This window comes from Butyrivibrio sp. WCD3002 (assembly GCF_000424265.1).
GTDB lineage: Bacteria > Bacillota > Clostridia > Lachnospirales > Lachnospiraceae > Butyrivibrio.
The window spans coordinates 18,146-34,559 of the sequence record NZ_KE384156.1 but is presented as its reverse complement, the minus strand read 5'-3'; the positions used below and the strand labels follow the sequence as shown (position 1 = coordinate 34,559).

At 42.1% G+C, this 16,414-nt stretch carries 13 protein-coding genes; 12 read left to right on the top strand and 1 reads right to left on the bottom strand.

The window, feature by feature from the left end; genetic code table 11:
* Positions 1 to 77 precede the first annotated feature (77 nt).
* From G608_RS0119160 to G608_RS23490, 11 genes are all read left to right on the top strand, one after another.
* Positions 78 to 1,511: a flagellin N-terminal helical domain-containing protein gene (locus G608_RS0119160; RefSeq protein WP_026497332.1), complete on the top strand. Its 1,434-nt coding sequence runs from the start codon at positions 78 to 80 to the stop codon at positions 1,509 to 1,511.
* 143 nt (positions 1,512 to 1,654) lie between these two features.
* Positions 1,655 to 2,299 (top strand): acetyltransferase, encoded by a 645-nt coding sequence (locus G608_RS0119155; protein ID WP_026497331.1) that lies wholly within the window; start codon positions 1,655 to 1,657, stop codon positions 2,297 to 2,299.
* A gap of 129 nt (positions 2,300 to 2,428) precedes the next feature.
* Complete coding sequence (locus G608_RS0119150; RefSeq protein WP_026497330.1) at positions 2,429 to 3,274, top strand: Uma2 family endonuclease; 846 nt, start codon at positions 2,429 to 2,431, stop codon at positions 3,272 to 3,274.
* 52 nt (positions 3,275 to 3,326) lie between these two features.
* The gene (gene neuB / locus G608_RS0119145) at positions 3,327 to 4,325 is read left to right on the top strand and encodes an N-acetylneuraminate synthase (RefSeq protein WP_026497329.1); all 999 of its coding nucleotides are present in this window, start codon (positions 3,327 to 3,329) and stop codon (positions 4,323 to 4,325) included.
* A 30-nt stretch (positions 4,326 to 4,355) separates the two neighbouring features.
* Positions 4,356 to 5,645, top strand: coding sequence for an ATP-grasp domain-containing protein (locus tag G608_RS0119140; protein ID WP_035796333.1), 1,290 nt, complete (start codon positions 4,356 to 4,358; stop codon positions 5,643 to 5,645).
* A 35-nt stretch (positions 5,646 to 5,680) separates the two neighbouring features.
* Positions 5,681 to 6,451, top strand: a complete 771-nt coding sequence (locus tag G608_RS0119135; RefSeq protein WP_026497327.1) for an SDR family NAD(P)-dependent oxidoreductase — start codon at positions 5,681 to 5,683, stop codon at positions 6,449 to 6,451.
* A 29-nt stretch (positions 6,452 to 6,480) separates the two neighbouring features.
* Positions 6,481 to 7,932 (top strand): LicD family protein, encoded by a 1,452-nt coding sequence (locus tag G608_RS22725; protein WP_051209574.1) that lies wholly within the window; start codon positions 6,481 to 6,483, stop codon positions 7,930 to 7,932.
* A gap of 176 nt (positions 7,933 to 8,108) precedes the next feature.
* Positions 8,109 to 10,418, top strand: a complete 2,310-nt coding sequence (locus G608_RS0119125) for a glycogen/starch/alpha-glucan phosphorylase (RefSeq protein WP_196810256.1) — start codon at positions 8,109 to 8,111, stop codon at positions 10,416 to 10,418.
* A 147-nt stretch (positions 10,419 to 10,565) separates the two neighbouring features.
* Positions 10,566 to 11,264 (top strand): MgtC/SapB family protein, encoded by a 699-nt coding sequence (locus G608_RS0119120; RefSeq protein ID WP_026497325.1) that lies wholly within the window; start codon positions 10,566 to 10,568, stop codon positions 11,262 to 11,264.
* Positions 11,265 to 11,328: 64 nt separating this feature from the next.
* The gene (locus tag G608_RS0119115) at positions 11,329 to 12,510 is read left to right on the top strand and encodes an acetyl-CoA C-acetyltransferase (protein ID WP_026497324.1); all 1,182 of its coding nucleotides are present in this window, start codon (positions 11,329 to 11,331) and stop codon (positions 12,508 to 12,510) included.
* Between the two features lie 11 nt (positions 12,511 to 12,521).
* The gene (locus G608_RS23490) at positions 12,522 to 13,052 is read left to right on the top strand and encodes a hypothetical protein (RefSeq protein WP_051209573.1); all 531 of its coding nucleotides are present in this window, start codon (positions 12,522 to 12,524) and stop codon (positions 13,050 to 13,052) included.
* 366 nt (positions 13,053 to 13,418) lie between these two features.
* Here the strand turns inward: G608_RS23490 and G608_RS0119105 are convergent, their stop codons facing one another.
* A complete protein-coding gene (locus G608_RS0119105) occupies positions 13,419 to 14,042 on the bottom strand; it encodes a TetR/AcrR family transcriptional regulator (protein ID WP_026497323.1) in 624 nt (207 codons plus the stop codon).
* Positions 14,043 to 14,223: 181 nt separating this feature from the next.
* Here G608_RS0119105 and G608_RS21980 point away from each other — a divergent pair, with 181 nt between their 5' ends.
* On the top strand, positions 14,224 to 16,374 hold the full coding sequence (locus tag G608_RS21980) for an efflux RND transporter permease subunit (RefSeq protein ID WP_051209571.1): 2,151 nt from the start codon (positions 14,224 to 14,226) through the stop codon (positions 16,372 to 16,374).
* Positions 16,375 to 16,414: the final 40 nt, after the last annotated feature.

Here is a 16,414-nt window from a genome sequence, read left to right as displayed (position 1 = left end):
TTTTGAAACAAAGTATCAAGCAGCAGCCCCGGCTCTAAGGATTAGAGGGATGGACTGCACCCACATGGAGGTATAATATGGTTATCCAGCATAATTTGACGGCGATGAATTCTAATAGAATGCTTGGCATTACAACAGGAAGCCAGGCAAAGTCTTCAGAAAAACTTTCCTCAGGTTACAAGATTAATAGAGCAGCAGATGATGCAGCAGGCTTATCCATCAGTGAAAAGATGAGAAAACAGATGAGAGGTCTTGACAGAGCATCAACAAACGCTGACGATGGTGTAAGCGCAGTACAGACAGCAGAAGGTGCACTCACAGAAGTACACGATATGCTTCAGAGAATGAATGAACTGGCAGTACAGGCAGCTAACGGAACAAACAGTAAGAGTGACCGTGACGCCATTCAGAACGAAATTTCACAGCTTACAACTGAGATCGACAGAGTAGCAGAGACAACAAAGTTTAACGAGACCTACCTCCTCAGAGGCGGCACCGGAAACTATAACAAATACATGGTTGCACACGACGCAGGTCTTAATGGAACAGTTGCAGATCTTGGAACAAGTGCAACATTCACAACATACCTTAAGTCCAGTGAAGACATCAAGATTGCAGGTATCAACTATCATATGTACAATGCAGATACAGATACAATCGGATATCTTCAGGGCGGAATATCAGCAGCACTGACAGCAGGTACATCCGTAACAATCAACGGAACAACTTATGTTAAAGCAACAAGTTCATATGACACCACTACAGATGTATTCAAGGTTGGCGATCAGGAATACACACTTGAAGAGATTAAGGCAATGGTAGTTGATGGTGCTCAGGTAAGAATTCCTAAAGGTGTTCAGAATGGAACCGGAAGTACCAGAGTGGCTGCAAATGTATCCATCACCACAAACATTACTGTATCAACAGCTATTGACAAGATGAAGGAAGCCCTTAAACAGGCTAACCTCATCGGTGTTGACAGTAATAAGGTAGGCATGGTAGATGTAGGCGTTCAGGCATCTGTTCAGCCCAACGGCGTAACAAATGATGAAAAGAGATTCACCTTCTCAATTTCAAAGGGAACAGCAAAGGTTGCTAAGGACCTTGGCCTCCAGCTTCATGTAGGATCTGACGCAGACATGACAAATAAGATCATGATGAACGTACAGGTTATGAACGCAGCTAACCTCGGTATCCAGAACCTTACAGTAACAGACAGCCTCGGAATTTCAGCTACATACGCAATCGACGCTATCGAAGACGCTCTCAAGGTTGTATCAGAGCAGAGATCAGAACTCGGTGCTATCCAGAACAGATTAGAGCACACAATCAAGAACCTGGATAACGTAGTAGAGAATACAACAGCAGCAGAGTCCAGAATCCGCGATACAGACATGGCAGACGAGATGGTTACCTACAGCAAGAACAACATCCTCGCACAGGCAGGACAGTCAATGCTGGCTCAGGCAAACCAGAGTACACAGGGTGTTATGTCACTCCTTCAGGGCTGATAATAAAACTGATAATCAAAATCAAAACCTCAGAGGCACCTTCCAAACGGAGGGTGCCTTTCCTTTTTATTGTTTAACTATATCGTAATTCCGTTTATAATTATATATAACAGATGGACCGGTTTTGATACTGAGGTAAAGGCATGGATAATATAGTTATGATAGGTGGCGGCGGTCATTGTAAATCCGTTATAGATGCTGCGCTAAGATCTAAGAGATTTGGAAAAATTTTCATAACAGATGTAAATCTTAAGCCCGGAGACGATATCTTTGGCTGTGAGGTTGTGGGTACTGATGATGTGCTACCAAAGCTTTTAGCTGAGGGTACTACCAAGGCCTTTATTACTGTTGGCTTTGTAAAGCCCAGCGGCCTTAGAAGCAAGCTTTTTTATATGGCAAAGGATATGGGCTTTTCTTTTCCCAACATTATTGATCCATCGGCAGTGGTGTCCGTAAACGCCAAGCTCGGCACCGGTATTTTCGTGGCTAAAAATGCGGTGATAAATGCAGGTGCAACAATTGGCGATAACGTCATAATAAATTCCGGAGCAATAGTTGAGCATGACAGTATAATAGGTGATTTTGCTCACGTTGCTGTTGGAACAAAGGTCTGCGGAGAGTGCAGTATAGGTGCCAATACTTTAGTTGGTGCGGGGGCAACAATTCTTCAGGGTGTGAAGGTTGGAAGCGATGCGATAATAGGAGCGGGTGCCGTTGTCCTAAAGGATGTTGGAACCCAGTGTACTGCCGTTGGAATGCCTGCCAGAATTCTAAGGGGCTGGAACTGATATTGACGAATGATATTTAATGATATAATGTGATATTAAAATATATATAATGATTGGCATTGATATGCTGCGATGCAAATCATTATCATTTGCCCTATCAGTTTTTTATCGCAGATGCAGGAGGCTTCCATGACTATCGAAGAGATGAACAGGATCAAGGATTCAAGGGGATATAGTTTTACCCAACTTTCGGATTACACCGGGGTCCCGGTGGTTACACTGCAGAGGATTTTTTCCGGCAATACCAAAAATCCCAGGAAGGCTACACTTGATGCAATTGAGAAGGTACTTGAGGGAGATGAATCCAAATATTTTGGCAAGGCATATTCCTATGAGCAAAGTAGCGTTATTTTTTCCGATAGGGGTGAAAAGTTATCAGAACTGGCGGAGAGCTCACCATCTTATGGGAGTAAGAAAAATGGTGAATATACTGTGGAAGATTATTATGCGCTACCAGAAGATCAGTGGGTTGAACTGATAGATGGTGTTTTCTATGACATGACAGCACCGAGACCTGTTCATCAGATAATTAGCAGTGCTGTGTTTAATACAATATATAACTTCATACGATCCAATAAGGGCGATTGCATACCACTGTATTCCCCCATTGACGTGCAGCTGGATTGTGATGACAGGACCATGGTTCAACCGGATGTGGTAATTGTTTGTGATGAAGATAAGATTAGGGATAGGGTAATCTATGGTGCGCCGGATTTTGTTTTGGAGATATTGTCACCATCTACGCGTAGAAAAGATATGTTCATCAAATCTGAGAAATATTGTAATGCCGGTGTGAAGGAGTATTGGATGATAGATCCTAAGAAGAGGTTTTTGATCGTGTATAACTTTACGGATGAAGACGTTACACCTGAGATTATGCCCCTTGAAGGAGATTATCCAATGAATATCTATGATGGCAAACTCAGGATAGATCTGGATGAGGTGAATCAGATTATAGAAAGATTCTCGAAATAAAGCAGGGCTGGCAGTGGATTTTCCATGAATAAATATAACTTTGGAGGTTTGGATGGCTGACAGAATTCTTATAATTGCGGAAGCGGGAGTTAATCATAACGGGTCACTTGAAATAGCAAAAAAACTGATCGATACAGCAAAGGAGTGCGGCGCTGATATAGTTAAATTCCAAACGGCAAAACTTTCAAGTCTGGTGTCAAAGAGTGCACCTATGGCTGAGTATCAAAAAGAAAATATTGGAAAAGAAGAATCCCAGAAGGAGATGCTTTCAAAGCTCCTTCTTCCTTTTGATGATTATAAGATATTAGCTGACTACTGCAAGACTATGGGGATTAAGTTTTTATCAACTCCATTTGATGCAGAGAGTATCGAGTTCCTTGATCCATTACTTGATATCTGGAAAATTCCATCCGGCGAGATCACCAACTATCCATATCTTGTGAAAATAGCTAAGACGGGCAAGGATATTATTTTGTCTACAGGTATGTGCACCATGCAGGAGGTGGAGGACGCCCTAAAGGTTCTTAGAGAAAATGGAGCCGGGAAAATTACGATCCTTCATTGCACCACCAACTATCCTACGCCTATGGAGGATGTAAATCTAAAGGCCATGCTCTCACTTAAGGAGAGCTTTGGATGTGATGTTGGATACTCAGATCACACAAGAGGAATAGAGGTTCCGATAGCTGCCGCGGCTCTTGGAGCAACTGTTTTGGAAAAGCATTTTACCCTTGATAGAAATATGGAAGGTCCTGATCACAAGGCAAGTCTTGAACCCGAGGAACTAAAGGAGATGGTGCAGGCAGTCCGGAATATTGAAAAGGCCCTTGGTACCGGGATAAAAGAGCCCACAGAGGCAGAGCTTAAGAACCGCCTTGTTGCAAGAAAGAGCATAGTTGCAGCAAAAGACATAAAGATGGGCGAGCTTTTTACAGAGGATAATATTACGACCAAAAGACCGGGAAGCGGCATATCCCCAATGAGATGGAAGGATGTTATAGGGACAAAAGCAGTTCGTGATTTTGAAGAGGATGAGCTTATAGAGCTTTGAATATAGAAAGCGCAGAGGTGGGAGATAAAAATGAGTATCTATGAAAATAAGAAGCTGCTGATACTTGGCGGCAATTATGAGACGATGCAGCTTGTTGAATGTGCAAATAACCTTGGTATAAAGACTATTGTAACCAGCAATATTGAAGATGAGCCTTCAAAGAAAATTGCATGGAAGGCAGCAGGTGTTGACGGGATGGACGTCCCGGGACTTATTGCATTTGCCAATGAAGAAAAGGTGGATGGAATTCTGGTGGGCGTAGCTGATACGCTGGTGCCTGCTTACTGCAGAGTTTGTGATGCTCTAAAGCTCCCATGCTATGCCACACAGGAAATAGTTGATGTTTTTGCATATAAGGATGTTTTCAAGACTACCTGTGAAGAGTATGGTATCCACGGTATTCCTGAGTATTATCTTGATGAGTCCTTTAAGAGAGAGGACCTTGACAGAATAAAGTATCCGGTGATGGTTAAGCCGGTGGACAGCTCAAGCGGTAAGGGAATCGTTAAGGTGGAATCCGAGGCTGAGCTAAAAAGCGCAGTTGAAACGGCACTTTCATTCTCAAAGAGCAAAAGATTTATTGTCGAGCAGTACATGGACTGCGACGATATGGGAATTTATTACACTTTTGTTGACGGATATTGCAGTGCGTCCTGCGTATATGATCGCTACGCCTGCACGGAGCAGGAGGGCGTTTCAAGGGTGTGCCTTGGCGGAACTTATCCCTCCAAGCATATAGATGAGTACTATAGCAGAATGCATGATAATGCTGTAAGAATGTTCCGTGGAATAGGTATCAGGAATGGCGTATTGATGCTATCTGCTTTTTATAAAAACGGTGAGTTTTATGTGTATGATACGGGCTTTAGATTACAGGGTGAAGCACCGCATCTCCTTCTTAAAGCGATACATGGCTATGATCAGCGAAGGATGCTCATAGATTTCGCCATGACAGGGAAAATGGGTGACATTGATCTAAAGGCTGTCGATGATTCAAGATATGGCGGCAAGTGGGCTGCCACGCTATGGCTCCTTTTGAAGGAAGGAACCATTGGGAAAATAAAGGGCCTTCCTGGCACCGATGATAAGACTGTTGTACATATCGGTAAGAGATTCTCCGAGGGAGATGTTGTACTTCATGAGTGGATAGGAACCGAGAGACAGGTGCTTGCTAGGATTTATTTTGTCTGCGAAAGCAAAGAGGAGCTGGCAGAGAAACTGAAATTCTATCAGAATTCCGTGAAAGTAACCGATATAAATGGTAACAATATGCTTTTAAAGGGCTTTGATGTGGATAAAGCACTTGAGATAAATGATTGATCACAGACATTTTTGAATGATAAATGAGGGGATATATGTCTGAGCTTAGATTAGATGATAAGGTTATAGTCATATCCGGTGGGACCAAGGGCGTAGGAAGAGCTGCGGCAGAGCAGTGTGGAAGCCACGGTGCCAGGGTTGTAATTGGAGGCCGTGATAAGGTTGCTGCAAAGAAGATAATCAGGGCAATAAAGACCTACGGCAGTGATGCCATATTTGTTCACACGGATCTGGAAAATACACAGGACTGTAAAAAGCTTTTTGATGAGGCGGTAAAAAAATTCGGCAAGGTGGATGGATTTCTTAATTATGCGGGAGTCACACCGGTTTCGCCTCTTGATACCTGCTCTGAAGAGACCTTTGACAGTGTTTTTGATGTTAATTTTAAGGCTGCCTTCTTCTGTTGCCAGGCAGCAATAGAGTGCATGAGAAAAAATGGCGGCGGATCCATAATTCTTGTAGGATCGGCCCATGCCTGGGGCGGTCAGAAGGACAGGGCTGCTTATGCATGCTCAAAGGGAGCGCTTCTTACCCTGATGTCACATATAGCCCACAACTACGCTTCGGAACAGATAAGATGTAATTATCTGACCCTTGGTTGGACTCCCACTGAGGGTGAAGTTGCCCTTAGGAAAAGTCAGGGAATATCCGAGGCTGAACTTAGAAAACAGGCAGCCGGCATTCTTCCCATGGGGCGTATGCTTGAGAGAACTGACTACCTTGATGCAATTATCTATATGCTCTCTGATGCTTCAAGCATGATGACAGGAAGCGAATTTAGAATTACTGCAGGTGAGTATATTTAGCTTTTTTATATAAGAAATGGAGTTATTCAATGACAGAAGCTGATCGTCTTATTGCAGAGGGATTTGTTCCTGAAGATTTTTTTAAGGAAGAATATATATGCGGCTATCTTGTAACTAAGAAGCAGAAGAAAATCTGGGCAATAGAGCTTGATATCCTTATGCATGTAAGGGAAGTGTGCGAAAGGCATAATCTTCGGTGGACTTTGTATAACGGAAGTCTTCTCGGAAGTATCAGAAGTCAGGGCTTTGTCCCGTGGGATGATGATCTGGATATCGCAATGCCCTATGAAGATTATGAGAAGCTTATGACCCTGCAGTCAGAGCTTCCTGATTATATTTTTTTACAGAATTATAAAACGGATCCGGGTTTTGCATATTCTATCGGTAAGGTTCGTAACAGCAGAACCACGTGCATTTCGAGAAAATTCAGATATGAGAAATGGAATCAGGGGATTTTCATAGATATAACTCCTTTATTTCCCTTCGATGATAATATAGAAAGTGATGATCCAAGAATCCTGCGGATAAGGGAAATTGGAAAAGACCTTGGAACTATAATGAGGCGAAACAATCCCTATCTTGATTACAATGACAAGGCCAGGGTTGAAGCCTTAAGCTCACAGGATATAAGCGAGTATTTCAGAGAGCTGTCTGTTTTAACGGATAGCTGCCGCGGACAAAAGCCTGATATTTACTGTCCGATAACACAGCCCGGGGCAACCGGTTATGATATCCATATTCATGAGAATGAGTTGTTTCCTATTCAGAAGGGTGTTTTTTGCGGAAAAGAGGTAAATGTACCCTATGATACCCTTGGAATTCTCTGTAAGATGTATGGAAATCTGGGCTATCCCACCAGTGATTTTAGAGGCATGAATCATGAGGGACTGTTTTTTGATCCGGACAGACCCTATATGGAGATATCAGATGATGAGCTTATTACCTTAGAGGATGGAATACTGCGAGGCGATAAGGCCGCTGAAGGAAATGATGATAATGGAGGTTTATCAAAGCTTTCCTTTGGAACAGATGAGTATAAAGAATTCCTCTTAAAATGCAAGGAAAAGGCAGATATTCCGGAGGAGTGGAAGCCTTATTTGCAAAACAGGGACGGGTCATATAAGAAGGTCATGTTATACTGCACCGGTGCCGGAAAGCTTCTTGGCGAAGAGAAAATGATAAAGAAGCTTCGTGAAAACTTCGATGTTTTCAGGGAAAACAAGGACAAGATCGCTCTTATATGGAGACCGGAACCGGGAGTCTATGATACCGCTTTACTAATTAACAAAGGGCTTGCGGAAGAATACAGAAGTCTCGTGGAATGGTATAAGGAAAATGAGATAGGTATCTATGATGATTCCGATGATTTGGACAGAGCAGTTGCGGTTGCGGATGCTTTCTATGGAGATGAGAGCTCGGTTACCTCTCTCTGTGTAAAAAAAGGAATACCTGCGATGATTCAGAGCGCTGAAATGTGTTAAGACATTTCAGCGCTTTTCCATTTTGATAAATAATTGGGGATTGCGGAAAACGTTTTCTTATGCTATGATACTTGTACCGCTGAGAAAACGTTTTCTGCAATTTTGTGCAGATGTGAAAAATAAGTTTTGATTTATATGTCATACTTAAATAAATGTATGACGGAAAAGGAGAGAGAATGAGTCAGCATTCAAATTTACAGCAGGACGTACTTGTTACTAACATGGAAGAAGCGATTTCTGAGATTTCAAATCAGAAATACGGAAAGGAACTTAAGGATTTAACAGATAAGGAAACCTATTATGTTCTTCTTGAGTATACAAGCCGTCTTATGAAGGTTGCACCTATCGAAGCAGGTGAGAAGAAGATTTATTATATTTCAATGGAGTTCCTTATTGGTAAGCTTCTTTCCAATAACCTTATTAACCTTAGAGTATATGACAAGGTGAATGAGATTCTTGAAAAGAACGGTAAGAATCTTGCACAGATTGAGGAGTGCGAGCCTGAACCGTCACTTGGTAACGGTGGTCTTGGAAGACTTGCAGCATGCTTCCTTGATTCTATTGCAACACTTGGACTTGCAGGAGAGGGTATCGGACTTAATTATCACTTCGGACTTTTCCGCCAGGTATTTAAGGATAACCTTCAGACAGCTGAGAAGGATTCATGGATCGAGGATGAGTCCTGGCTTGAGAAGACAGACACAACGTTTGATGTTTACTTTGGTAAAAAGAAGGTTACCTCAAGACTTTACAATATGAACGTTGTGGGTTACGACACAGGTGTAAATAAGCTCAGACTTTTCGATGTTGAGTCAGTTGACGAGAGCCTTGTTGAGAAGGGCATCACTTTTGATAAGAAGGAAATCGAGAAGAACCTTACTCTTTTCCTTTATCCCGATGACTCTGATGAGGCAGGTAACCTCCTTAGAATCTATCAGGAGTATTTCCTTGTTTGCAATGCAGCTCAGCTCATTTTAAGAGAGCAGAAGGAGCGCCAGTATGACCTTCACGAGCTTTACAAGCATGCTGTAATTCAGATAAACGACACACATCCCACAATGATCATCCCTGAGCTTATCAGAATCCTTGTTGAAGAGAAGGCATTCTCAATGGATGATGCTATCGATGTAGTATCTAAGACCTGTGCTTACACAAACCACACAATCCTTGCAGAAGCGCTTGAGACATGGCCTCTTAAGTATCTTGAGAAGGTTGTTCCTCAGCTTGTTCCTTATATCAAGGAGCTCGATAAGAGAATCCGTGCAAAGGTTAAGAATCCTGATGTACAGATCATCGACAAGGATAAGAGAGTACACATGGCATTTATTGACATCCACTATGGCTTCTCAGTAAATGGTGTTGCAGCTATCCATACAGAGATTCTTAAGAACTCTGAGCTTAACGATTTTTACAAGCTCTATCCTGAAAAGTTTAACAACAAGACAAACGGCGTAACCTTCCGCAGATGGCTTCTTTCCTGTAACCATCCTCTTGCAGATTTTATTTCTGAAAAGATCGGTGATGGATTTAAGAAGGATGCTGATAAGCTTGAAGACCTTCTGAAGTTCATGGATGATCAGGAAGTTCTTGATAAGATCGCTGATATCAAGTTCCAGAAAAAGGAAGAGCTTGCTGCTTACCTTAAGAAGAAAGAGAATGTTGAAGTTGATCCTAACTCCATTTTCGATATTCAGGTTAAGAGACTTCACGAGTATAAGCGTCAGCAGATGAACGCCCTTTACATCATTCATAAGTACCTTGAGATCAAGGGCGGCAAAAAGCCTGTACGTCCCATCACATTTATTTTTGGAGCAAAGGCTGCACCTGCTTATGTAATCGCAAAGGACATCATCCACCTGCTTCTTTGCCTGCAGGAGATCGTAAACAATGATCCTGATGTATCTCCTTACATGAAGGTCATCATGGTTGAGAACTACAATGTAAGCTATGCTGAGAAGCTCATTCCCGCATGTGATGTTTCAGAGCAGATTTCCCTGGCATCCAAGGAGGCTTCCGGAACAAGTAACATGAAGTTCATGCTTAACGGCGCTGTTACTCTTGGTACAGATGACGGTGCTAATGTTGAGATTCATGATCTTGTTGGTGATGAGAACATTTACATCTTCGGTATCAGTGCAGATGAGGTTATCGAGCACTACAAGAAGGCTGACTATGTATCAAAGGATTACTACAAGAAGAGCAAGGTAGTTAAGGAGGCTGTAGACTTCATTACCTCCAAGCAGTGCCTTGCAGTAGGACACAAGGAGAACTTAAAGCGTCTTCAGGATGAACTCCTTAATAAGGACTGGTTCATGACACTTATCGATCTGGAGGATTATATCAGAGAGAAGGATCTTATCTTTGCTGATTATGAAAACCGTGAGAAGTGGAAGAGAATGATGCTTAAGAACATCGCTAAGGCCGGCTTCTTCTCATCAGACAGAACAATTGAAGAGTACAACAGAGATATCTGGAAGCTTAAATAATTGTAAATCATATTGCCCCGCATGCCATGAAAATGGTATGCGGGGCTTGTTGTTTATAGGAAATTTACGGGAGAAAATCAGGGAGGTGCATTATAATAAAAGTAAGATAAATGCTTTTGAAGCTTACTATAGAAATGGAGGTTTCTTATGAGCATGGGAAATGTTTTGAACTATCTGCAGGGAACAAGTGATATTGCGGTAGCTCTTAGGCTTATTCTTGCTACTGTTCTCGGAAGCCTTGTCGGGTGGGAAAGAATAGCTACTCATCACAGTGCGGGAATAAAGACCTTTTCACTGGTGAGCCTTGGTTCTGCTGTTGCAACGGCTTTAAATATCTATCTTGCGATGATGCCCGGGCTATCTTCGGATGCCGCCAGAATTTCTGCAGGAGTAGTAAATGGAATTGGTTTTCTCGGCGCAGGCACGATTCTGGTAACAGGAAGGAAACAGATAAAGGGGCTTTCTACCGCTGCGACGCTCTGGGTAACAGCCTGCATGGGCATGGCAATAGGTGCCGGATACCTGGCAGTTGGAATCACAGCATTTATACTTATTGTCTTTACAAATATAGTCCTTCTTCATCTAAGTAACAGTGTTGAATCCCATAGTCAGTACCTGAGCATTTATATAGAAGTAAGTAAGGAACGCGGTGTCACTGAGCTTCACAGGTTTATTTCCGAAAAGGGATTTGTGGTAATGAGTATGAATAAGAGTAAGGATAAGACCATACTTCCGTCTGATACAGGGCTTATCATCAATCTTAAGCTGGACAGCAGGGTATCACATCATGAGATTTTGAAGCTTTTTAATAAGCTTGATTACGTCACTTATGTTGAAGAGGTTTGATTGAATTATGATATAATTAGTATACGTATTATTAATCATAATTTTCTTAAGGAGGATAAAGTTCATGGCACGAAAAGTAGTTTTAGCGGGAGCTTGCAGAACAGCAATTGGTGTTATGGGAGGTGCTCTTAAAGACATCCCGGCTCCGGATCTTGGTACAATTGTTATTAAAGAAGCATTAAGACGTTCAGGAGTTAAGCCTGAACAGGTTGACGAAGTATACATGGGCTGCGTAATACAAGCAGGCACAGGACAGAATGTTGCTCGTCAGGCTGCGGTAAATGCAGGTATTCCGGTTGAAGTTCCGGCTACAACCATTAACGTTCTTTGCGGATCAGGTCTTCATTGTGTCAATCTTGCAGCTAAGCTCATTTCTATGGGTGATGCAGATATTATCGTTGCAGGTGGTACAGAGAATATGTCAAGAGCACCCTATGCACTTCAGAATGCGAGATTTGGATATCGAATGAACAACGGCGAGCTTATCGATACAATGATCAAAGACGCCCTTACTGATGCATTTGGAGGCTTCCACATGGGTATTACAGCTGAGAATATCTGTGAGCAGTGGGGACTTACCAGAGAAGAGCTGGACGAGTTTGCGGCAAATTCACAGCAGAAATGTGAAAAGGCTCAGGCTGAAGGAAAATTCGACGAGGAAATAGTTCCTGTTGAGGTAAAGGTTAAGAAGGAAACAGTTCTCTTTGCAAAGGATGAGGGCCCAAGAGCAGGTGTTACCAAGGAGAGTATCTCAAAGCTTCGCCCTGCATTCAAACCCGATGGAATGGTTACGGCAGCAAATTCATCAGGAATTAACGACGGTGCAGCAGCTATCGTTGTTATGAGTGAAGAGAAGGCAAAGGAGCTTGGCATCAAGCCTATGGCTACATGGATTGCAGGTGAGCTTGCAGGTGTTGAGCCTCGCATAATGGGTATCGGACCTGTTGCAGCTACTAAGAAGACCATGGCTAAAGCGGGATATCAGATTTCTGACTTTGATCTGATCGAGGCAAATGAAGCATTTGCTGCACAGTCAGTTGCTGTAGGTAAGGATTTGGGCTTTGATCTTAGTAAGCTCAATGTAAACGGCGGTGCAATTGCGCTTGGACATCCTGTTGGATGCTCGGGATGTCGTATCCTTGTAACTCTTCTTTATGAGATGCAAAGAAGAGATGCCAAGAAGGGTCTTGCAACACTTTGCGTAGGCGGCGGAATGGGCGCAGCTGCGATTGTAGAAAGAGATTGATAAGAGGTTTTATGAAGGTTAATCTTGGACGAGGCTTTGGTCCTCTGGATTTTGATGAAAACGGAAGGTTTTTCTCACTTTTTCCTGAGAATCTTCCATATATGGACGACGATTTTGAAGGCGATGATTCCGATTATATGGTCTATGTGGATGCTGATCTTGTAGAGGCTGTATGCAATGCTGGCCTTGATTTTAATCAGTTCCTTGCCGAGGACGTGGAAGGCCGCCGTGAAATGCTGGAGGAAGCCGGAGTAGACTACAGTCAATTCGATCTGGACTTTGATCATGATGTCAGAGAGCGTCTTGAGGAAGAAGGACTTCTTGGAGATTATGATGAAGACTTCGACGATGAATATGATGATGAGTATGACGATGATTTTGAAGATGATGAAGATCCGGACGAAGACGAGTTTGACGAAGAATATGACGACGAAGACGGCGAAGACTTTGAAGAAGATGATGACTTTGAAGGGGACGACGATTATCCTGATGATGACACAGACGGTAATTCCGGAGATACTTTTTTCGGGAATCTGAGATAACCTTAATCAAAACTTTTAAAATGGTTATATGCGCCACAGGCAGTAACTACGCTGCTTGTGGCGCTTTTTTGATGACTGTAAATAAAAATATGAAAAAAACACTTGCACAGTTTGTTAGCCTATGCTAATATAACCATGTTAGCAGCAGCTAACCGAGACGAAAGGTTATGCTGTTAATAAATGACATATATAGTCATAAGAAATCTCCTACCTGAAAAACCCGCGTCTTGCCAACGCGGGTTTTCTTATTTAAATGTTTCGCGGAAACATTTAAAAGCGCTCCGCGGGATGCGCAGCTCGCAGAGAGGAATTTAATTGCTTCGCAATAATGCTCGCGCGCAAGGATTTCGCAAGCGAAATCCTATTTTAAGTGTTATGTATGGTTTTACTATAAATTTCGTGGGCGTGCATGATTCCTCGAACTGATTGTTCGAGTTCAGGCAAAAGTTCGTCCAGAGGAAGAGGTTGTTTATGAATGATGGAGCTGTATCCTGCAGAGCTTACCATTTCCACTATCATAAACATCATGAGCTCAGGATTATGATATTTCACTTCTGATTCCTCGAACATCACTGTCATTATATGAAGGATATCTGTTTCGGCATCCTCGCTGTCAGTGGTCATAGCTTCCTTAAACAGTGCCCAGCTAAGATCCTTATAAATAAGAGTGAGAAGCATATGATTTTCAGCAAGCTCAATAAGGATATGCTTCATCATGAAAATGATTTTATCCTCTGCGGTATGAAGGTTCTCTTTTTGCAGAGCTTCATAGGCAGCAGTAAAAAGCTGGTTTGACTTTTTGGCGATAAGTCTGTTCCTTATATCATACTTGTCCTTGAAGTACAGATAGAAGGTGCCCTTAGCCACACCGGCTTTTTTTACAATATCAGATATTGAAGTCTGATTGATTCCCTGTGAAGTAAACAACTCAAAGGAGGTGTTTAACAAAGAATCTCTTTTTAATTTCTTATTAGCATCCCATTTTCCCATAGCTTTATCCTATCACAACTACATTCACTTACATATATCATACATGCAAGCATTCGTCCTGTTTTATAAATTATTTCACTTTTCTCATTTGTAAATATTGACTACCGGTCATTTTTAGAGTATAACATAAAGTGTAAAAAATGACTACCGGTCATAATTATTTTTTAATGAGGTGATTGTTATGAAGTATTTGTCTAAGGCAATAGTAAAATCAAGGTTCATAATACTGATTGCCAGCATAGCACTCATGATTCCCTGCTTTGCAGGTATGGCAGCTACAAGAGTTAATTACGACATACTCTCATATCTGCCGGGAGAGATTGAGACTATGAAGGGTCAGGACATCCTGATGGATCAGTTCGGAACCGGAGCCTATTCCCTTTTTGTGGTTGAGGGAATGGCTGATAAAGACATCGCAGCCTTGAAGGCGGAAGTTGAAAAGGTTGAGCATGTAAAGAAGGTCATCTGGTATGACACCTTCATGGATTACACAGTACCTAAGGAAATGCTTCCCGATGAAATACAGGAAGCTCTTGGAAAAGGCGATACGCAGCTGATGTTCATCATATTTGATGAGACGACTTCAAGTGACGGTACCATGGAAGCCATTACTAATATAAGGAAGATAGCCAATGAGAAATGTTTCCTTTCCGGAATGGCAGCAATAGTCCTTGATACCAAGAACCTTACAGAGAAAGAAACTCCTATATATGTAGGTATGGCAGTACTCCTTGCCACAATAGTTCTTTCACTGACAATGGATTCATATTTAATACCGTTTTTCTTTCTCGCAAGTATCGGTATTGCTATAATGTTTAATATGGGAACGAATATCTTCCTTGGGCAGATATCCTTCCTTACAAAGTCCTTAAGTGCGGTTCTTCAGCTGGGTGTTACACTGGATTATTCGATTTTCCTCTGGCACAGCTACCAGGAAGAGATTGAAAAGGGAGAAGAAAATAAGAAGGAAGCCATGGCGAATGCCATCACAGCAACCTTCCAGTCAGTACTTGGATCTTCCATTACGACAATAGCCGGTTTCGTAGCTCTTTGCTTTATGAGCTTCACAATCGGTCTGGATCTTGGAATTGTTATGGCAAAGGGTGTTATCTTCGGTGTTATAAGCTGTGTAACAGTCCTTCCTTCAATGATCATCGTATTTGACAGGATTATTGAAAAGACCAAGCATAAGCCGGTTGTTCAGGAGTTTGTTAAGACTCCCAGATGGATTTCCAAGCATGCACTTGTATTCGGACTTATCTTCCTGTGCCTGCTTCCTCCCGCAATATGGGGATACAAGCACACAGCAGTTTATTATGACCTTTCAGAGACATTGCCTGAGAATCTTTCAAGCAGACAGGCGATGATAGAGCTTGAGAAAAACTTTGAGACAAATACGACTTATATGATTCTCGCAGATGCCGATATAGATACTGCAACCATGCAGGGCATGATCGGAGAATTAAAGAAAGTAAAGGGCGTCGATGGAGTTCTTGGTGTTGAAGCACTAATAGGACCTACTTTTCCTAAAGAAATGATCCCTGCGAAGCTTCGAGAGGAGCTTACAAGCGATGACTACCAGATGCTGATGATTACAAGTAAATATAAGACAGCATCAGATGAAGTCAATGCACAGATAGAATCAATAAATGAAATAGTAAAAAGATATGACAGCGGCGCGATGGTAGTTGGTGAAGCTCCTTGTACAAAGGATCTTATCAATATCACAGCAAAGGATTTCCAGACTGTCAGCATAGTATCCATAGGATGTGTATTCCTTATAATCGCTCTTGTTATGAAGTCAATATCACTTCCGTTTATACTTGTAGCGGTAATCGAGTTTGCGATTTTCATCAATATGGGTATTCCCGGATTTACAGGTACAGTAATACCGTTCATTTCATCGGTTGTAATCGGTACCATCCAGCTGGGAGCTACAGTCGACTATGCTATCCTGATGACCACACGTTATTGCAAAGAGAGAAAGGATGGTCAGAGTAAGAAACAGGCTACACGAATTGCTCTTTCCACCAGCATGAAGTCAGTTATTGTCAGCGCACTTAGCTTCTTCGCTGCGACATTCGGCGTAGGACTTGTATCAAGCGTTGATATGATCGGATCCCTTTGCTTCCTGATGGCAAGAGGTGCCCTTATCTCAATGGCAGTTGTTATACTTGTTCTTCCTTCAATGTATATGATCTTTGATGGACTTATCATTCGTTCAACATGGGGAATGCGCGAATGTATCAGGATGGATAAAGACAGGAAGAATCAGGATAAGAAACAGGACAACGATCAGAAACATAAGCTTGTCCATTTTAAAGCTGTTTAAGCTAATAAAGTAACGTTCGGGTTTATAGAGATAATCATAG